The sequence below is a fragment of the Paenibacillus sp. 05T425 genome (assembly GCF_056396205.1).
Map to the genome: position 1 here is coordinate 32,186 of NZ_JBFTLA010000023.1, position 20,090 is coordinate 52,275.

Sequence of the window (20,090 nt, forward strand, 5' to 3'; positions counted from 1 at the left end):
TTCAATCCTCCTTCATCCTACGAATGATGATCTGCGTCTTTAATCCGCCCAACTCGCTTCGCGAAACGCTTAAACCGCAATTCTGCCCAAATTTCAATTGCAGCCTGCGATGCACGTTAAGTATTCCGGTCGTCTCCATGGCACGGTCAGATGAAGCCAGCGATTTCTGCAAACGAAACAATTGTTCCTCATCCAGTGAATCGCCGTTATCCTCCACTTCGATATGCAGCTCGATCGCTGTGGCTTCGCGAAACCGAATTCGCAGCTTTCCGCCGCTGATCTTGTTCTCGAGCCCATACATATAGGCATTTTCAATTAATGGCTGCACGATTAGGCGCGGGACCATGACTCTCTCCCAAGCTTCCGGCACCTCGCCAAGCTCAACCTCAACCGTACCGGAGAAGCGGATCTTCTGAATTTCAACATAGGAAACGGCATGATGAATCTCCATTTTGAGCTGAACGCTTTCCGCTCCACTGCGGGTAATGAACTGGAAGTAGCTTCCTAAATGATGGAACATCCGATCCGCCAGCTCATGTTCCCTCATCCTCACGAGCCCCTGCAGAATAAAGAAACTATTATAAAAAAAATGAGGGTTAATCTGCGATTGCAGCTGCTTTAGCTCGGATTGCTGGGACCGAATTTGCTGCTCATACACTTCATGAACCAGCACTTGTATGCGCTCAAGCATATTGTTGTATTGATTGTAAAGATAATGAAACTCGTCTTGGTTCCGATGATAGACCCTCACGGTCAGGTCACCTTTCTCGACCTTGCGAAATGATCCGATCAACCGCTTAATGGGCTTATGAATAAGCCTGTGTATCCAATACGAGAAAATAACGGTTAACAGCAAGGAAACGAATGAGACAATCCATATCCAGTCGCGATGCTTGTTAAGCGGCTGAAGCACCGTCTTCGCCGGAACGAATACAGCAAGCGTCGTATCCAGCACGGATGAATACTCATGCGCGACGAAATATGAAATGCCATTCAAATCCAACATGAATTGCCCCGGCTCAAGCAGCGCTTCTCCATGCTGTGAACGAAGCGTATCGGTAAACTCCTCCAGCAGCTTTCCCTCAATGCCAGAGGAAACTTGCCACCGCAGATCAGCGTTCACCCATGCTGCGCCTCCACCTTGCTCGCCGCCAGCCATGCTGGAGAGCGTGCGTTCAATCTCTGGCAAGGAAAGCTCGATCTCCATGGCCAACACAGGCTGTCGATTCACGTATACCGCATCCGGATATACTCCGCTTAGAAGCAGTCGGTTCTGTAGGCTGAAGATCGGGGAGTTCATATTGACCGGATCGAGAATGGCATTCAGTTCTTCCTCCGGAATCGTGTCATCGTAATTGTTTGCATTTATGCTCCTACCCAGAGCCGGTATATAGAGCTGCACGTTCTTCACGAAAGGGCTGGAGCTTTTGAGCAAATAGAGTTTGTTTTTCACCGCTAATATCGTACGGGAACGTTCAAAATCATTTAGTCTCTCGGCTACCGTCCCCAGCGTCAACAGGTCATCATCGTTCACATATTCCAGCTTTAGTCTCGTCAGCCGAGCCAGCTCGGTTTCAAGAGACGTCATGTAAAAGTGGACGCGAGAAGCCATTGACTCGGATATTTGTTTCTGAACGACGTCTTGGCCGGATTGATTCATCATGAGGCTGGAAACGTAGATGGGAATGATCATAAGCAAAAAGGACAAGACGAGTTTCGGATAAATTGTAAGCGATTTCATTATTTTTATCATCATGTTTCCCCCCTCGTAGTTCGCTAACTAAATCATACCTCGTCCGTCTTCCGGGAGACAACAAAAAGAGAGGCAATAAGCCCCTCTTACATCTCAAGCATAAAACGGATAACCTGATCCTCGAAGCCGGGTAACCGCTCATGCAGGAAATCCGGATAAATCTCCAATTGCTTGTTTGAAATAATCTTATTGTAAGCAGCGAACTGTGTAGAAGGAGGGCATACCGTATCCAGCAGACCGACGCCCATCATAACCTCGCCACGGATTCGCTCCGCCAAATGCTGGACATCGATGTAGCCAAGTCTCGTAAATATTTCATCTTCCCTGAGATGCTGAGGGTCGTGATGACGGAAAAAGGTTCTTAACTCCTCATAAGCATCCCTTGCCAGATCCATTTCCCACACCCGCTTGTAATCGCTCAAAAACGGCACACTAGCTGCAATCCGATTCAGCCTGGGCTCCAACGCTCCACATGCCAGCGCAAGTCCGCCACCTTGCGAACCTCCAGTTGCGCCAACGCGGCTCGCATCTACTTCCGGCAGCGCCATGACGATACCGGCCAATTGGGCCGTATCGAGGTAGATATCACGGAACAACAACCGGTCGGGATGATCATCCAATCCGCGAATGAGATGTCCCTTATAGGTCGTTCCCTTCACGCCTCCTTTATCCTCAGACAGCCCGCCTTGTCCCCTACAATCCATTGCTACGATGGAAAAGCCTAAGGACGCGTAAATTAGTTTATCCGCCCAATCGCCGGAATGGTGTGCGTAGCCGTGAAATTGCAAAATTGCGGGATGAGGCTTAACCGCATGCTTTGGCCTTACATATTTGGCATGAATCCGAGCCCCACCTACACCTGTGAAATAAAGGTGAAAGCAGTCGGCATACGGAACCTGAAACTCGCTCTCGACGAGTTCGAGCTGCGGATCCAGCGCTCTCATCTCTTTAAGCGCATTATCCCAATAATCGTTAAAATCCGAAGGGCGCGGATTACTCCCTCCGTAGGTCTTCAATTGATCGAGCGGCATATCAATAAGCGGCATGTCTATCATCACCTCTGGAATTTTTTAAACGCATTCATATGTTTCGTGTAGTACAATATTAACAATCAACTTTCATCTTCATTCCGAATTTACGGCATATCATCACTGAATTCAATAGAAAAATATTGAGTAGGAGGTAGTATTATTTTGCTTAGAACAAATTACGGATTTCGATATTCGGATCAATCTAATCCTTTAATGGCTATTCGAACGATCGGCTGGGAAAGCACCGTGAACGAAAGCTATAGTTGGAACGGATTGGCGCGTGACGATAAGTTTGTGGTTTTTCAATATACACTCTCGGGTGAAGGACACTTGGTATACGACGGCAAACATTACACCGTACCTAAGAACCACGGTTTTTTTGTTCGAATCCCAGGCAATCATCAGTATTACTACAGTTCGGAATCCAAAACGCCTTGGGAATTCATTTTTTTAACCGCGACAGGCTCGCATGTTTTTGCCCATTGGAACGAAATTATCGAGACCAACGGGCCTGTCATTTCCTTAAAACCGAATGCACAGCCGATCGCCATGCTTTGGGAGATGATGCAGAGCGCCAACGAGAAGACATTGCAGGATAAATACGACATCTCCGTTCGCCTCTATGAATGGATTGTCGCCTGCCACCGAATCATCGATGGCAAACCTGAAGCTGGTCAACCCGTTCCTGCTTCGGTATCCGCGGCAATAAAATTTATGGAAGGCCAATATCATAGATTCCTTACGCTGGAAGAAATCGCAGAGGCGGCAGGCACCTCCAAATATCATTTTTGCAGACTTTTTGTCAAAAGCACCGGCGTGACTCCTATTCACCAACTGACCAAAATTCGCATTGAGGAAGCCTCAAAGCTGCTTCGTCAAACAAATCAGTCCGTAGCTGCGATTGCCGCCGCCACTGGGTTCGATAACAGCAGCTACTTCGGAAAAGTATTTCGCAGGATGATGGGGGATTCTCCGCAGCAATTCCGGGAAAACACGGACGACGACATTCCGGCTAACCATCTCTTCATCGATTGATTGGAATGTCCAACACTTTCGGATTGATGAGCAATATTGTTAGACTATCGCGAAAAGATATTGCTATTTACTCCCTCCCTATATGGATCTATGATTATTCCCGAGAGGAATTATAGAGCAATTATTTTATACGGAGGTGTTTGCAATGTTAAAAATAGCAATGATTGGCGCAGGCAGTATCGGCTTTACCCGCAGATTAATTATGGATCTCATGGCCGTTCCGGAGTTTCGTGATACGGAATTCCGATTAATGGACATCGATAAGGAAAATCTAGACATGGTGACCACGCTCAGTCGGCATATGCTTGATATTAATGGACTGAAGTCGGTTACCCTTGTGCCTACGATAGACCAAAGAGAAGCGATTAAAGACGCTGATTACGTCATTTGCCTAGCACGCGTTGGGGGGCTTGAAGCTTACCGGCACGATATTGAAATTCCTTTAAAATACGGCGTCGAACAATGCGTTGGGGATACCTTGGGGCCGGGAGGCATCTTCTTTGCTCTCCGTACGATTCCGGTGCTGCTTGACATTGCCCGCGACATGCGAGAGCTAGCTCCCGATGCACTGCTGCTCAATTACTCGAATCCTATGGCCATGAACACCTGGGCCGTTCGCCGCGCGGGCGGTGTACGAGTCGTAGGATTATGTCATGGCGTACAGCACGGCCATGAGCAAATCGCCGAAGCGCTGGGGCTGCCGCAGGAGGAATTGGATCAGGTTTGCGCCGGCATCAACCATCAGACATGGTTCGTCAAACTTACCCATAAGGGGCAAGATATGCTGCCAAGGCTGCTCGAAGCGTTCGAAAACCATCCGACACTTCCGCAAACTGAACCCTGCCGTATTGACGTCCTACGACGGTTCGGCTATTATTCAACCGAATCAAACGGACATTTAAGCGAATACTTGCCGTGGTACCGCAAGAAATCGGCGGACATGGATAAGTGGATAAACGATAAAGAGTGGATCGGCGGAGTGACCGCAGGTTATTTGGAGCATTGCCGAACCCGTCTGGAGGATTATAAAGCGATGTATCCGAAGTGGTTAAGCGGGGAATTAGAGTCAATTCCACTCGGCCAGCGTTCGGAGGAACACGGTTCTTACATTATTGAGGCACTGGAGACCGGCCGGGTATACCGTGGGAACTTTAACATTGAGAATAAGGAACTGATCACTAACCTACCGGATCATAGTACGATTGAAATTCCGTGTTACGTAGACCGGAACGGTATTGCGCCTACCTGGATTGGAGATCTCCCACTTGCTTGCGCGGCTACCTGCCGTGCCAGCATCAGCGTTCAGGAGATGGCCGTAGAAGCTGCTCTAACCGGTAATCGCGAACTGGTGAAGCAGGCCGTTCTGCACGATCCGTTAACGGCAGCCATTTGCAGTACCGAACAGGTATGGAGCATGGTTGACGAAATGCTGGACGCACTAGCACCTTGGCTGCCCCAGTTCAATGGAGAAAACCGCACCTGGGTTGACCTTCCTCAGCCACAAACCCTTAATAAATCATTCGTTTAAGTTCTAATCTATTGCTTCATATTTTATATCTAACCTAAAAAAGAGACCGACTGTTCATTCAATGCGAATGAACAGTCGGTCTGTTTCATGCGATAATCCTTTGTCTACTTTCCGCTATACATTCAAGCTTCCGTCGGTGACAAAACGTTATTTAACTTACCCTATGCTTGGACTATACGTATTGAACCACGATCTCACATAAGAAGCATCTATTTTGTTCCTGGTATTTGCGGACTTGTTGACTTGACGAAGGTGATCTTTTTTAATTTTGTTTCTGAATCTAGATCTGTTGCGGAGACGGTGCATGATGCGCCTTCATGTTTTCGAGTACAGCAGCAGCAGCCAAGCTGCAATGCACATGCAGCCTAGTGTTTTAAACCCTCCACGGCTGCACTCGTGCGATAAATCCGAGTATAGTCATTTGTGGACATGCCACCMATATTGATTCTACAAAATATGCTCTGCTGGATACCGCGAATCCAATTTTGTTTTCTGCACCAACCTTGCTTTGCTTATCGGATCGTCCATGAACCGGCAGCAGATCTCTGATCTGCTGCCGGTTTGTTGTTATGAACGAAATGAACTACTTATAGATTAAATTAGGATACTCGCACATTGCACGTCACTTATTTATTACCGAGATGTTGCGCCAAACCGATTAGAAGTCCTTCTTTTCCACGAATGTAGCAGAGCCGATACGAGTCCTCGTACTGAACCACTTCGCCAACGAGCTGAGCACCATGATTTGTGAGTCTGGATACCAATTCGTCAATGTCTTCGACGGTGAACATGACGCGTAGATAACCAAGAGCATTCACGGGAGCAGTTCGGTGATCTGAAATAGTAGGCGGGGTGAGAAATCGCGAAAGTTCAATTCGGCTGTGGCCATCTGGGGTAACCATCATAGCAATCTCTACACACTGCGAACCCAGCCCGGTTACGCGACCAGCCCATTCCCCTTCGACAGTAGCCCGTCCTTCGAGCTTCAAGCCAATTTCCTCGAAGAAAGAGATTGCGTCATCAAGGGATTCTACAACGATGCCAACATTGTCCATTCTTAGTAATTTGTTATTTTCCATCGTTTTATCTCCTTATGTGCAAAAATTCATTACCGATCACCTTGATATTTATTCTAACAAACTTTACTAATTCCTTTTCGAACTGTTCCAGAATTGCTGCAGATTAATCGTTCCAATTAAACTCTTAACTCCTGGTATATGCCTTTATATTGCCCGTCAAAACTAAAAAGCGGCTTCCGATTACACGGCAGCCACTTTTTTTAATCATAAAAGCTTTATTAAGTTGAAACACTGCCGCCTGGCTTCTTCCCTTCGTCCTTTCGATTCGTCACATCTGCCGTTCCCGGTCCGGCAACCGCAACGCCGCGAGTCCACCATATCCCTGACAACGCCCGTAATAACCCCTAAAAACAACAAGAGCACCCAAGCGTTGGCTTGACTGCTCGCCTCCGGTTAGCGGCGCCATAAGGACGATGCCGACCGGCCCCGAATAAATATTAATCGCCTTCAACGTCATGCTTTTGGCGATGACGGGCGTGAACAGCATGCTGACGGTCATGCCAAGCATTGCGAGCAATAGTAAGTTTCCCCACTATACAGCCTGTTAGTTCAAGAAAAAGGCAACCGACCGTATTTGTCCGGTTGCCGCGTTGGATATTTAATTCCGCTAACGTTCTCCGTTAGCGAAATGAGCATTATGACTTAAATTATTAAAACTTACGTTTTTGATAGGGGAGACCTTCGCCATCTTCACAGTAGGATTTGAGACTATAAAGAAAAATTGCCCAGTTATAGTTACAGGAACGATAAAATGGCGTTATTTCTTTCCAGTTCTTATGACGTAACGTAATAAAAGTCTTCCCGTTCTTCTCTTGAATATCAAAAGAAATAATCGTTCCAATCCATTCTGGATCTGAATCTATACACTGCCAAACGACTTTTTTGTTTGTGATTAATTCTTCTATTCTCATCTTCGTTATGTCATTGCTGCCGAATCTAAATTCATTAATAAAACCAATCTGATTATGAATAATGAGTTCATTGGTCCATATTTCTGACAGCCCAACAGCGGTGGTTAAAGCTTCATACACCTTTGACGCTGGAACATGTACGGTTTGCAAGTGCTCGATATTTACCATGTCTTGCTCCTTTCTAACTGAATATTTTATGTTTGATGCTTATGATGATGAAAGTGAGTATGGGACATGCTGGCGAATGCTCTCTCAGTTTACATTCAGGATAATGTCCTTTAGTTCAATCAGAGTCTTGATTCGATAGCTGGCCTGTGAGAAGTCATGTGTTTTTGTGAAGTCGTTATGGACAATAGCACAGTCGATACCAGCCGCTACGGCAGAATTCAACCCTCTGTTTGAATCCTCTACAACCAGGGTCTCTTCTTTGGTAGCTCCGAAGCGCTTTAGGCCGGTCAAGTATGGTTCCGGGTGAGGCTTGGCGCGTTCATAGTCTTCGCGAACAAGGACGAATTCCATGAATTGTATAATCTGGCGCTTTTCGTGAATAAGTTGAAAATCCTCACGTTTTGCAGTCGTCACGATGGCCATGCGGACGTACTTTGACAGTTCGGCTAGCGTTTCAACTACGCCTTCAATCTCTATGGCTTCTGTTCTAAGATATTCCTGATAATAGACGTTGCGGACCTCACGCTGCTTGCTGATGGTCTGTTCATTAATACCTGCCGCCCTAGCTTGTGACCAAGTGCCAAATGACTGGGTCATGTCGCGAAGGTATTGATCTTTATCCAAGGTAAATCCAATGTCAGCCAGAGCGCGTTCTCCCGCTTTGTAATACCAGAATTCAGTATCGACCAGAACACCATCATGATCGAAGAGTATGTACTTTTTCATTGTTTCGTTCTCCTTTGTCAGCTGCGGCAACCATGCGTGCCATCACGCATGAACCCTCCATTTCTTATTGTCCTCCGGTCCTCTGGATCTACTAAATAATAGAATGGGGAACGTGATCCGACCCAAGGCCCCTTCGAAAATAAATATGACCGGCTCAATTATACCATATATTGTAACTAACTTGCCCGTCTAACTTAATATATCGTGCATTTTCGGGGATCACAGGGCTGTATAAAAGTACTTGTTGTCCGGCAATTGTTTCGACTAACCTTGGCCACCTGTTGCTAACCTAAAGCAGCCTAACATTGAAGTTAGGCTGCTTTGATTTTATGGATTCAATTACTTGGACTTCCCGGTTCTTCTATTAGTCTGAATATAGACGATTTTATCTTCGTTCCGGCAAACCCCATCATCCTTTTTTTCCTTACTCATTAAAAGAGAATAGACCGCCTTGTCTCGCATCAAGCAGAAGACTCGGGCTTGCGAAAGGCGGCCACGATCGTCAGCAACAGCAGCGGCAATAGATACGCGGCTCCCGTCCAGAGGGGATGAATCGACATTATAAAGCTGCCCCACTGCGTTGCGCCGTCGAACGTAACAAGCCCCATTAGAAATCCGGCCAAAGCCAGCGGCATGACGATGGCCGAGCTTTCTTTGAGACCGAACAACCCGCTTACGAACAAGCTGAGGACGTACAAAGTAACCGTTACCTTCATGTATGAGCCGAGAATGAGCGACATCCCGATAATCGATTCGATTCGTTGGATGACTTCCTGAAATTCAACCAGCCTGGCCATGTTGAAGAGCACGTAAGGCCGATCTCCCGCATAGGCGCCAAATACCATAATCGAGCAAATCGTCGCCATGCATAATGTGAATATGTTAAGGCCTAACGAAAGCATCAGCGCCTTCGGCACTCGCTTTCTTTGACTGCGCTCCACGAACGGAATCAGCATACCGAACAAAAAAACTTCCGAGTAAGGAAAACCGAACGTGAAATACGCGCCATGCAAGACCGGCTTTAATCCCTTTGGCAATACGGGAAGCAACTGCAATGGATTATAATCGGGTATAGCCAATAGCAGGATGACGATAATGAAGAACGAAGTCAGCAGCATAATAAGAGTAAACATTCTGGCCATAACCTCCAGTCCTGCCCTCGCCGTCAACGCGGCTACGAGAAAAACAAGGATGGTAAAGACGTATATCGGCGTCTCCCTTAACATAGAGCTCACCATAAACAAGCCGACGTCCATGACGATGCCCGACTGCTCTTGCAGAATAAAGCTTATCGCCAGCAGTCCGATAACGACCGTCATGACGTTGCCGACGAGTTTCCGGCTGTACTCGACATAATTCAATCCTGGAAACCTGTTATGAAGAAAAAGCAGCATCATTAGCATCATATAGCCAAGCGCTCCGGATACCAACAACGAAATCCAGGCTCCATTGCCGGCTTTGCCGATGAGCGGACCGGGAATATTGATAATGGAAGAGCCTGTCATGTATACGAAAAACAGCACGCCCAATTGAAAATGGCTGATTTTTTGCTTATCCGTTTCCATACTGGGCGCTCCTCCTTCGTTAATGCGGCGATGCTACCATTTTACGCCTAACGTCGCTTCAACCTGCTTCGCTGCTTCGCCAAGCGCGAATTCGACGATGTCGTACATGTCAAACCAATCGCGGTTTACAACGTAATCGATCCCCATATACAGACAGCCCGCCACGATAACGGCGTACACTCCTTTTTCCCGTCTCGTTATTTTCTTCCTTAGCGTTACGCCGTCGTATAGCAGCATCCCGCCAACAGCTGCGATCACGACAATCAGACGCTCCCACATTCGGTTTCCCCCCGTTATCCGATCACTAGTAAGCCGGCCGGCTCTTGATCGTGCCACCGGTAACCAATTTAAGTTCGACTTGGATATCGAACGGTAGCTCGGCGAACTGCTCGTCCCAATTTTGCTTAAGCGATTCCCACTTTTTCGGATTTTTTCTGTATATGCTGTTTCCGATTCCGATTACGTCCAATTTTTGTTTTTGAACGAATGCGATCGAGTCGATTGCCTGTTTTTTGAGCGCTTTCTCTACGGCAGCGACAAATTTCCGCTCATCCTGAATCGTTTCGATTCTCGAGCATCTCAGCTCGGTAATCGCAATCTCGCCTCGCATCTTCACGGCAACCTTTATTTCGTCACCATTTACGATCGGCTTCGTCTTCACATGCAGGGACAATACTTCAGCCGTTTCTTTGAACCCTTTCAGCCCGGGACACGCAATCTGGGCGACGCCTGCTTTATACTCGTTGCGCAGCATGACCAGACCCTCCACTTTGCTGGAAGGCAGCACGGTTTTCATTACGCCATCCTTCAACAAAGCGAGCCCTGCGGCAGAGAAAATTTCTCCGGATTTCTTGTTCTCGTATACATAGGCTACGACGGCATCCGGATGCGCGCTCTTCAATTGCATGACTAAATCAAGGAGCGAGGTATCGATCGTCTTGGCTGAATTGCGGTAGGACGATTCCTCGGTACGAAGAAATTGCTGAGCGGTCGTTTGCTCGATGAGCGGCTTTTTCTCGAACATTTTCGAAGCTCTCCCCCGTGCAATCATCAAGCTGACGCTGCTGCGCGGCTCATGGTCCCGTAAAAACAGGTCGAGTATTTTACTCACATCCGCACTTCTTGCCAAAGCCTCTCCAACGATGATGACGCGCATGTGGCTCCATTGCGCCTTCCTCCCTAAGTGGATCGGAATATCGCGTATTGATTCCATGACGGTATCGTCAGTCGTCTTAACGTTGATGCTAAGCGGCGATGTCGTCGTTGTTTTTCCGGATTCGGAAGAGAGCGGACGATAGATCTGGGTCAGCATCTCGATATCCCCCTCTTCTCCGAGATCGAGTGCTACGCCCATAACGAAGCCTCGCTCCGTAAGCTCGTATTTGCTCCAGCAGCCGGATAGGAGCGGAACGCAGACGATGAAAAGTACAAACGCACGTCCAAGCTTTCTCATACGGTTCCTTTCCATTACGGCTTCTGATTATGCAAGTTGCGGGGTTTTCGAAGCATCTTCTTAAGCGGAGCGCGCAGCACGACGTCGCGCAACTCGGAGAGCCGGAGCGGCGCAAGCGGCGCCAAATACGGTTGGCCGAGCGTGCGCAGCTTGCTTAGATGAAGCAGGATGATGATGAAACAGACCATCATGCCGAACCCGCCCAATAACGTTGCGCTGACCATCAAGGGAAACCGCAGTATACGAAGCGCAATCGCAATGCCGTACTGCGGGATGGAGAACGATGCTATACCCGTTAGAGCTACCACGATGACCATGATCGGCGATGCGATTCCAGCGCTTATGGCCGCGTCCCCGATTACGAGCGCTCCTACGATGCTTACCGCGGAACCTATGGGACGGGGCAAACGAACCCCTGCCTCGCGCATGAGCTCGAAAAAAAATTCCATGAGCAAAGCCTCGAAGAAAGCCGGAAGCGGAATTCCCTCCCTGGCATTCAGCACCGCGAGCAGGAGAACCGTCGGAATAAGCTCGGGATGATAAGTCGACAGCGCAATATAAATGCTTGGCAGTGAGAGCGCAATAATAAAGGCTAATATGCGCAGCCAGCGCACCAAGGTGGAAATAACGGTCCGCTGGTAATAATCTTCGCTCGACTGAAAAAACTCGGTAAATAGGCCGGGACATAACAGCATGCCTCCCGTGCCTTGGACAAGAACGATGATCTTACCGTCCAAGAGTCCGGCGACCGCCATATCGGTTCTTTCTGTATATCGATGCTGCGGGAACGGCGAGAATGTCGAGTCCTCGATAAGCTGCTCGATATAAGACGTTTCTAAAATTTCTACATCCCGGATCCGTTCCATCCTCGTTTTGAATTCTTTCAACAGTTCGCCGTCGACTGTTCCTTCAATATATCCGTACGCGACCGTTGTCTTTGTATCGCCGCCGCCCGACATTAAAACGATTTTGAACTTCGGAGTCTTCAGACGGAGCCGAAGCAAACCTAAGTTTTTTTGCAAATTTTCGACCGTGCTCTCTCTTGGCCCTTGCACGACCGATTCGTTGACGGGTTCAATCACCTGCCGCGTCTCGACGGACTCCGCTTTATAATTTAACCCGTGATCCCATCCATCGAAAATAATAATGAGCCGACCGCTCGATATGGCATCGACGACTGCCTCCATATCGTTTATGAGCTCGGCTTTTTTCTCGGATACGCCTTGCTGCCCAAAAAAATATTGTATGTCGTGCAGGGTTACGTTCATTCCAGGCCCGATTTCGTGCGTCGTCAAATCCTGGAGGGACAGCTTCATATAGTTGATCGTATCTTCCTGCACGAGCGAATTATAGTAGACGGAGCATGCCCTCTCCCCCAAACCCGGCCCATAGCTCCAGTGCTTGAAATTAATGTCCGAGCTGTCCCGAAACACATCCTCCAGAAAACGCAGATTATCTTGGAGAGAGTGCGAGATGGGAATGGCGGGATGCTTAAGATTCGTACTTCCCATCGTACTGTCGCTCGGGATGCCGGAAGCTTGAGGCGAGCTTTGCTGTGCATTGGTATCGCTGTTTCCGCTGTTGCTCTCCATGATCGTATCACCCGGCCCGCATGTGCTTTTATGGTTCGATTACCAGTATTGCCCTTACCCATATGCACTATTCAGTTCGGTCGAATGACCACGTTTGCGGAGCAACGCAACCGCTCCAACTGCAATAGATGATGCCTGTAATGCATTTCTACCAGCAAAAACCACTCTGTAGCGTTTAACGCGCCGAAACCTGGATGAAGTATTCTATTCCCTTCGGGCGCCTGACTCAAAGCGATTTCAGTACGTTTCATCCGTTTCACTACGCCACGAAGTCCTTCCATCAGCTGCTTCTTACTATCCGGCTGCTGCGGTGTGTACTGCGGCGAAGCCGGGACTCGTATCCGAATGGGCGAAAAGCTTCCAAGCTCGAACGCGGCTCTCCCATTCACTGTTTTTTCCCCCGTGTTCCTCAGTACAGCCTCGCTTCCGTTTAAACATTGGTCAACATTATGCAGATGCATGAATTGAGCCGACTGAATCAAATGCATATACATTTGCCCAATTGACCATTCCTCCTCGTTAGGCTTTGCAAGTAATTGCTCCATAGTGAGGTTTTCCAGTTCAACTAAATATCCTCCAACCGTCACTTCAAACGCCTGCAATGCTTCCGCTGTACTTCTCATTTAAACAACACTCCTCATTCATCTGGGGTATAACCCCAGTATAAAAAAACGCTACTGACAACAGCATGTCAGTAGCGTTTAAAAATTTTTTCTGCCTCTTCCCGAATCCGGCAACGTAATGACTCTGGTTCCAGAACCTCGACGTCTCCTCCCCAGCTGAGGATAAGGTGCAACAGTTCCTCCGGCGTTCGAACGCGAAAATGGAACCAGACTCCGTCGGTCCGCTCTTCGACCGCTTCCGTATAAAAGTTAGCGGTTTCGGAAATTTTATCGGCCATTTCTGGATTGGCTCGAACCAGTACGCGTTCGTTGCGGTCGTCCGGCGGACGGTAATGGCTTAAGTTAAAGCCATGCGGCATTGCAAAGTGTTTATCCAGAACGACTAGCTCAGTCATTCGCGACAAGCGGAAATGGCGGATATCCTGCCGCAGGTCGCAGTGCCCGATTAAAATCCAATAACCTTCAACGAGCGACAGTCCGTACGGAGCGACCTCACGCATACTCTTTCGATTGCCGTCCGTCTCCGGCATATTTTTCTGGTATGAAATCCTTAGTTTTCGCCGTTCCAAAATCGCGCGCCGTGCTTGTCCGAGATAGTCTTTTTCCCTCAAGCCGGTTACCGATTCGCTAGCTTGAAGAAGCCTCATGGTTTCCCGAACGCGCATCGACTCACCGCGCACTGCTTCGGGTAAAATGGCTTCAATTTTGTGCCGAGCCGCCTTAGCTATATTTCCAAAATCACCATCCAACCGCTGCTCAATAAAATCTGTACCCATGAGCAGGGTTACCGCCTCTTCAGCCGAAAACCCGATTGGTGGAAGAAAATACCCCTCCATCAGGGAATAACCCTGTCCGGGGGCTCCCAATATAGGAATCCCCATTTCGCTCAGGGCTTGAATATCTCTATAGATTGTCCGCACGCTCGTCTCAAATAAAGCAGCCATATCTTCTGCTCTCAATATCTTGCTCCGTTGCAGTTCAAGCATTATGGCGAGCTGCCGGTCGGTTTTGTTCATTTTCGTTTCCCCCGCTGAGCCATCATCCAGGTTTATTTTTATTTATTCTAACACAGTAAGCTACCCAACTATCAAATTGGAACTATCCTGTCAGCGAAATTAAGGGCTACCACATTGGCAGCCCTTTCAATGTTCCACTAGCGTCTCCCGTTAGTTAAGCGAGATAAACTAGTACTCTATGCAAATTTGCACATTAGCGGTTCCGGTCTCCGGATAAATAAAGCTCCCTTGCGGTTTGCAGGAACAGCTTCACCCCGTGAGGAGCCTCCTTCAGAGACGGAACCGCCAAGTGAATCTCTCTGAACGGCTGCGGTTCAATTGTCCGGACGCGGACATTAGGTGGCAGCACCGACAACGACAACGAAGTTGTCGATACGATCGCCACACCCAGCCCTTCTTGAATCATGCTCAAGGCCGTGCTTATATTGTGTCCGTCATATTTGACGCGCAAAACGATTCCGAATTGCTGAAACAACTCATAAATCGGCGTTACAAACCCGCCTTTGCATACAATCATAGGTTCATTGTCCAGATCAGTGATATGGATTGTCGTACGGCTTTGCAACGGATGATCGTCCCGAAGAAGCAGACACAATTCGTCTTTGAAGAACGGAATCCCTTCCAATTCACCGTTCGGTGGAATAATCCAACCGACATCGATTATTCTAGAAGACAACCATTCTTTAATCTCGTCAATCGTTCCTTCGTACAGTTCGAACGTCAGCCCAGGGTGTTTCTCCCCGAGCACCTTTAACATTTTCGGCAAGAACTGTGAGGACACAATCGGGAACGTCCCAATGCGAACGGTACCGACTTCAAACCCTTTCTCGGCCGTTACCTCCTGCTCCACTTTATTGTAGCCGTGCAAAATCTCTCTGAATAGGACAGTCAGGCGCTTCCCAATATCGGTGAGAATGATCCCTTTCTTTTTATCCCGAATCATGAGGATGACCCCCAATTCCGATTCAAGCGTGGAGATGGCTCGGCTTACGGCAGGCTGTGTCATATTCAATTGCTCTCCAGCTTTTGTAAAATTGCCGGTCTCGGCGATTTTCACGAATAACATCAGTTGTGAATGTGTCATAACAATTTTGATATCACCTCTATAGAAAACATTCATTTCATTTATCTTATGAGGCATTGTATCATGGTAAAAACAAATCCACAACAGGAGCTGAAGACACATGATGCAACTTTCGCGAACACGTACTATTGTTTATTTAACGTTTCTAGTTACAATGTGGGGGGTGAACTGGCCGCTCTCCAAATATGCGCTCGAATTCGCTCCTCCGTTGCTTTTCGCCGGCTTGAGGATCTTTATTGGGGGTCTCATATTGCTTCCTTTCGCTTTACCCCGCTACAAAAAGCTTAATTTGAAGCATACTTGGCATATCTACCTAATCTCCGCATTGCTGAATATTATTCTGTTTTTCGTCTTTCAAACATACGGACTTAAAGCTATGCCAGCCGGACTGTTCTCAACGATCGTATTCTTGCAGCCTGTTCTGCTAGGCGTCGGCGCTTGGTTGTGGCTGGGTGAATCCATGACCAGTTTGAAAATGGTCGGCTTGATTCTCGGCTTTATTGGAGTTGCTGTCGTCAGCGTAAGCGGAGGCTCTGGTAGTATTTCCACCGTCGGCATCCTGCTCGGTTTAGCCAGCACGATCACTTGGACGTTCGGTACCATCTATATAAAGAAAACAGCGACAAGGGTCGATGCCATCTGGTTGGTTACTGTTCAGATGATCTTTGGTGGAATCGTATTGTTGGTTGCGGGCTCAACCGTTGAAAGCTGGACGGATATCGTTTGGAACCCGTCATTCCTTTCGTCTTTGTCGATTATTTCGATTTTCTGCACTGCCTTGACCTGGCTCATATTCTTTCTGCTTGTCGGATCGGGCGAAGCTGGCAAAGTCGGTTCGTTTAATTTTCTAGTCCCTCTCATTGCGATCGTGACCAGTGTTCTTTTCTTGGGTGAAACGATCACTTCCAAACTGGTGGCGGGACTCGTACTAATTATCGCAGGCATTTCATTGGTGAACCTCAAACTGAAACTTCTGCAAAAGGAAAATGAATGACGCATGGGACCGGAAGGCATGTAGTGTGAATCTCTATCCGGCATGATGCTGCTCCTGCTGGCTTTTCTGACATTCCACGTTCACCCTATGTGATTTAAACTGAATCAAGGCAACCCATGAAATGGGCTGCCTTGAAATTTAAAGTTCTATTTTTACCAAGTAATCCATCCGCTTGTTCGTTGATAGCCGTGTAGAAGTTCGTATAGCTCTTTACGCATCAGCTGCGTAAAGACTAAATACGTATTACCTCATATTCAAAGGGTTCATCACACGAGTAAATTTCATGAAAAAACCCCTTATAAGGGATATCGTCTTCCATGCATTTTATGAGATACGACAGCTCCTCGTCACATTCTGGTTCCTTGCCAATATTGTGCATTCCCTCGAATGCGTCAACAATATTTTCCATAAGAGTTACTTGGATAAATAAAGGCAACCGCTCCAGCATCAAACCTTCGATCTTGGTCTCGGATCTGTATCCCTCGAGGACGGTTTCAAAATAATCGTCCATGAACTTTTTACGCTTACCGGCGTCTGGTTCGAATTGAATCCAGCCCGCTCCTTGTGTCCAGAGATCTGCCAAATCATACATATACCAACAGTAGCATGAATTATCGAAATCATATACGGTGATTTGCCCGGTGTCATAATTTATCGAATAATTCCCGTCGTTAAAATCAAAATGGATCATACCGAAAATATCCTTGTTCCTGTCCAATCCTTCTAAGGTTTGAAGGAGTTCTATCAGCTTCTCCTTCAGCAGAGGCAATGAGTTGGGGATCACTTTATCGATAAATCCGGCATTGTATTTATCAAAAAAACTATACCTGCGGTGGACAGGCGTATACCCTTTCGATATTTGATGCAGTTTCCCCAGGACTTTACCGCAATTATAATAGTATTCGGTAATTGGGACTCCTTCTCGGTACTGATAATGATTTTCCGCAAGCATTTTTCCCTTGGCTTTTATAAAAAGGCAGATAAAAAAAGTATGATTTTTATGGTTAATCTCTTTCAGCAGATTTCCCTTTCGAGAACTGACTACGTCCGAGACACTTCCACCATGCTCGAATAAAAATCTGACATACTCAACTTCACCAAGAAATTGTTCCCGATTCCTGTCAGGTAAGAAAGCGATTCTGAGTATTTTGGCGTCAGCGCCTGCTTTCACACAGGTAAAAACGACATTGCGCCCTCCCTTGTGTGCCGGAATTAGTTGGATTTCGTAGTCTTCTAATCCGTAAAACTCTGATACTAATGGTAGTAAATATTCATCACTTATTTTAACAGTCTCGATATAATTTATAATATCTCCTCCAGTTCATATTCTTGAAACTCATCCTACATTGACATTACCACAAGAGGAAATTCAAAAATGAAAAGTCCATCTGTGGACTTAAATGTTAACTACCTTGTTTAACATTAATACATCACTACTTTGAGCATATTTTACCTAAAAATGACACTCAAATTATAGGGAAACTTTCTATATAATAAAATTCAACTCTTTAAAAGGTATTTGCGTTTTCTTGKCATTTAAATTACAACTGCTCTATTGAAAATGAAGTACCTGCGCAATCTCCCACACATGCCCGTCAGGATCGGCAAAACAAGCCGTCCGCCGCCCCCAGGGACGCGTTATCGGACCATTCAATAACTTAACGCCACGCACTTCCAGTTCATCGCATACCCGGTCAACATCCGACACTTGGATCGTGAATTGAAACCGCGCGCCATCTCCGTGGTGACCAACCTGCGCAGGCTCAATCAATTCGCGGGCATTCGATTGATTTAACAGATTGATGCTTGTGTTGCCATAATCGAACACCGCGCAGTTTGCATCTTCATATATGACAGCAAGTTTGAACGTCTCTTGGTAAAATGCCTTCGACCGATGCAAATCTTCCACAAACAATGTGATTTCTGTAATTTTGTTTTCCCAGTCAGTTGTCGCCATTCGCATTCGACCCCATTTTCATTTTTTTGAAATCCTGTTTAAATCATTTTGCCCTTCCCCAGCCTTCTCTTCGCCCTGATTTTACCATTTAATGTAGGAGTAAAGTAACTTTTTTTTAAGTTAGTCACGTATCTAAGTTAATCTGCCTACCGTATCTCAGCACGGTGGCCCACTCGTTATTTCTAAACAATCGGTATGTCCGTGGGAATAGGATAAGGTTCTTGTCATTATCCCATAAAAAAAGCCGCGATTTACGCGGCAATTAATGAAATATGTTCTTGTCGCCCGATAGTAATTCTGTTCCTAGACATCATTCGAGTTAAAGCTTTTCTCACTTAAAGCGATGCCGATAACGCCATCTTCTGCGCTTCATCTCCTGTAATTGACCCGGTTATGCCAAAATGGACATCTTCCATCGTCCAGAACAATTCAGTCATGTTTGGCTGTTCGAATACGAATCCGTCCGCTTCGCCCACTTTCGTCTTCGTAAATAGTTCGGCCGGATAGACGGACTCCATGCGGCTGGCCATGAATGTCACTGTATGTTCGCCCGATGTATACGTAAAAATGATATCTCTAGCTGGTTGATCCGGCATTCCCACCGCTGCCATCTCCGTTAACGTATACCCATTCGGTACAAAAGACGGCAGAAGCAGACCTTCTCCAAAAGACGCCTTTGCTTCTTCGATCGAACCAAGGGTCGTTGTCGTCAATTGGCTCAACTCTGAACCGGCGATGCCTCCGTTCGTCAGTGGCGGAGACACATTCTCCGTCGTATTATCCACAGGCGCCGGAACGCTCGGTGTACCTAACAGCGGGATGGCCACAACGATTGAGACCGCTGCTGCCAATCCAACCGCCGCTACCTTCCATGATTTCGCAAGCTTCGATTTACGCCCTGCCTTCTCAGCGACCGCTTCTTGACGAATCTTCCGTTTCAGTTGCTCGCTCATCTCCATATTCGAAAATAACATTTCATCCGACTCCTTTCTAAACTGTTGACGCAGATTATGATCCCTATCATTCATGAATGATTCCCTCCTTACCGATCTCTCGGGCGAGCATTTCTCGCGCCCGATGCAGTCTGTTGCGTACTGTCCCTTCCGGCGTGCTAATGGCTTCTGATATCTCCCGCGTATTGAGGTCCGCATAGTAATACAAGTACAACGCTTCCTGATACGGTAACGGTAGTTGAAGCACATACTGCAGCACTTCGCTCTTCCTCAGCCGTTCAAGCGCCTCATCTTCCACGCTGATCGTTCGGCCGAGTGCGAGCTTACCTGGCTCGGTCGGCTGCTCCGTGAACATACGAACGCTCATTTTGTCGCGGCATACGTTGACTGTGATCGTCGTCAGCCACGTCTTGACGGCGCTGTCGCCGCGGAAGGCGTTCCACTTTCGGTACGCGCGCAGGAAGACCTCCTGGCTAATATCCTCGGAAAGATGAGCATCCCCCGTATAGAAAAACGCGGTCCGTATGACAATCGTGCCGAATTCGTTCATGAGTTGCTCCAGTGCTTGCGCGGGGTCTTTCGCAAAATCATCCTTATGTCGACTGCCGGTCGGCATCACGTG

The 20,090-nt window shown here is 47.4% G+C and carries 20 protein-coding genes; 3 read left to right on the forward strand and 17 right to left on the reverse strand.

Annotated elements, in window-relative coordinates:
- Position 1 precedes the first annotated feature (1 nt).
- The gene (locus AC1DF0_RS30210; RefSeq protein WP_477577194.1) at positions 2-1,756 is read right to left on the reverse strand and encodes a sensor histidine kinase; all 1,755 of its coding nucleotides are present in this window, start codon (positions 1,754-1,756) and stop codon (positions 2-4) included.
- 83 nt (positions 1,757-1,839) lie between these two features.
- A complete protein-coding gene (locus AC1DF0_RS30215; protein ID WP_442052812.1) occupies positions 1,840-2,799 on the reverse strand; it encodes an acetylxylan esterase in 960 nt (319 codons plus the stop codon).
- Between the two features lie 147 nt (positions 2,800-2,946).
- On the opposite strand from AC1DF0_RS30215, the gene AC1DF0_RS30220 reads away from it, so the two are divergent.
- The gene (locus tag AC1DF0_RS30220) at positions 2,947-3,819 is read left to right on the forward strand and encodes a helix-turn-helix domain-containing protein (protein WP_477577196.1); all 873 of its coding nucleotides are present in this window, start codon (positions 2,947-2,949) and stop codon (positions 3,817-3,819) included.
- Between the two features lie 145 nt (positions 3,820-3,964).
- A complete protein-coding gene (gene melA, locus AC1DF0_RS30225) occupies positions 3,965-5,347 on the forward strand; it encodes an alpha-galactosidase (protein ID WP_477577197.1) in 1,383 nt (460 codons plus the stop codon).
- A 626-nt stretch (positions 5,348-5,973) separates the two neighbouring features.
- On the opposite strand, the gene AC1DF0_RS30230 is transcribed toward melA, so the two are convergent.
- From AC1DF0_RS30230 to AC1DF0_RS30280, 11 genes are all read right to left on the reverse strand, one after another.
- Positions 5,974-6,426, reverse strand: a complete 453-nt coding sequence (locus AC1DF0_RS30230; protein ID WP_477577199.1) for a VOC family protein — start codon at positions 6,424-6,426, stop codon at positions 5,974-5,976.
- A 268-nt stretch (positions 6,427-6,694) separates the two neighbouring features.
- Entirely contained in the window at positions 6,695-6,943 is a 249-nt protein-coding gene (locus AC1DF0_RS30235; RefSeq protein WP_477577201.1) for a hypothetical protein, read from the reverse strand.
- A 133-nt stretch (positions 6,944-7,076) separates the two neighbouring features.
- Positions 7,077-7,505 carry an SRPBCC domain-containing protein gene (locus AC1DF0_RS30240; protein WP_475820822.1) on the reverse strand — a complete coding sequence of 143 codons (429 nt, stop codon included), beginning with the start codon at positions 7,503-7,505 and terminating at the stop codon, positions 7,077-7,079.
- A gap of 84 nt (positions 7,506-7,589) precedes the next feature.
- Positions 7,590-8,231 (reverse strand): HAD family hydrolase, encoded by a 642-nt coding sequence (locus AC1DF0_RS30245; protein ID WP_477577203.1) that lies wholly within the window; start codon positions 8,229-8,231, stop codon positions 7,590-7,592.
- 461 nt (positions 8,232-8,692) lie between these two features.
- The gene (locus AC1DF0_RS30250; RefSeq protein WP_442052819.1) at positions 8,693-9,796 is read right to left on the reverse strand and encodes a GerAB/ArcD/ProY family transporter; all 1,104 of its coding nucleotides are present in this window, start codon (positions 9,794-9,796) and stop codon (positions 8,693-8,695) included.
- A 33-nt stretch (positions 9,797-9,829) separates the two neighbouring features.
- Entirely contained in the window at positions 9,830-10,075 is a 246-nt protein-coding gene (locus AC1DF0_RS30255; RefSeq protein WP_442052820.1) for a hypothetical protein, read from the reverse strand.
- A gap of 25 nt (positions 10,076-10,100) precedes the next feature.
- A complete protein-coding gene (locus AC1DF0_RS30260) occupies positions 10,101-11,249 on the reverse strand; it encodes a Ger(x)C family spore germination protein (RefSeq protein WP_477577206.1) in 1,149 nt (382 codons plus the stop codon).
- Between the two features lie 14 nt (positions 11,250-11,263).
- A complete protein-coding gene (locus AC1DF0_RS30265) occupies positions 11,264-12,841 on the reverse strand; it encodes a spore germination protein (RefSeq protein ID WP_477577208.1) in 1,578 nt (525 codons plus the stop codon).
- 71 nt (positions 12,842-12,912) lie between these two features.
- Positions 12,913-13,464: a DinB family protein gene (locus AC1DF0_RS30270; protein WP_477577210.1), complete on the reverse strand. Its 552-nt coding sequence runs from the start codon at positions 13,462-13,464 to the stop codon at positions 12,913-12,915.
- 68 nt (positions 13,465-13,532) lie between these two features.
- A complete protein-coding gene (locus AC1DF0_RS30275) occupies positions 13,533-14,480 on the reverse strand; it encodes a helix-turn-helix transcriptional regulator (RefSeq protein WP_477577212.1) in 948 nt (315 codons plus the stop codon).
- A 193-nt stretch (positions 14,481-14,673) separates the two neighbouring features.
- On the reverse strand, positions 14,674-15,564 hold the full coding sequence (locus AC1DF0_RS30280; protein WP_477577214.1) for a LysR family transcriptional regulator: 891 nt from the start codon (positions 15,562-15,564) through the stop codon (positions 14,674-14,676).
- A gap of 100 nt (positions 15,565-15,664) precedes the next feature.
- Here AC1DF0_RS30280 and AC1DF0_RS30285 point away from each other — a divergent pair, with 100 nt between their 5' ends.
- Positions 15,665-16,558 (forward strand): DMT family transporter, encoded by an 894-nt coding sequence (locus AC1DF0_RS30285; RefSeq protein WP_477577216.1) that lies wholly within the window; start codon positions 15,665-15,667, stop codon positions 16,556-16,558.
- Between the two features lie 232 nt (positions 16,559-16,790).
- Here the strand turns inward: AC1DF0_RS30285 and AC1DF0_RS30290 are convergent, their stop codons facing one another.
- The 4 genes from AC1DF0_RS30290 to AC1DF0_RS30305 form a co-directional block, all read right to left on the reverse strand.
- Positions 16,791-17,864, reverse strand: coding sequence for a phosphotransferase enzyme family protein (locus AC1DF0_RS30290; RefSeq protein ID WP_477577229.1), 1,074 nt, complete (start codon positions 17,862-17,864; stop codon positions 16,791-16,793).
- A gap of 246 nt (positions 17,865-18,110) precedes the next feature.
- The gene (locus AC1DF0_RS30295; protein ID WP_442052835.1) at positions 18,111-18,515 is read right to left on the reverse strand and encodes a VOC family protein; all 405 of its coding nucleotides are present in this window, start codon (positions 18,513-18,515) and stop codon (positions 18,111-18,113) included.
- 335 nt (positions 18,516-18,850) lie between these two features.
- Positions 18,851-19,543, reverse strand: coding sequence for a hypothetical protein (locus AC1DF0_RS30300; RefSeq protein WP_477577219.1), 693 nt, complete (start codon positions 19,541-19,543; stop codon positions 18,851-18,853).
- Positions 19,536-20,084, reverse strand: a complete 549-nt coding sequence (locus AC1DF0_RS30305; RefSeq protein ID WP_477577221.1) for a sigma-70 family RNA polymerase sigma factor — start codon at positions 20,082-20,084, stop codon at positions 19,536-19,538. The genes AC1DF0_RS30300 and AC1DF0_RS30305 overlap by 8 nt, the downstream gene beginning before the upstream one ends.
- Positions 20,085-20,090 lie beyond the last annotated feature (6 nt).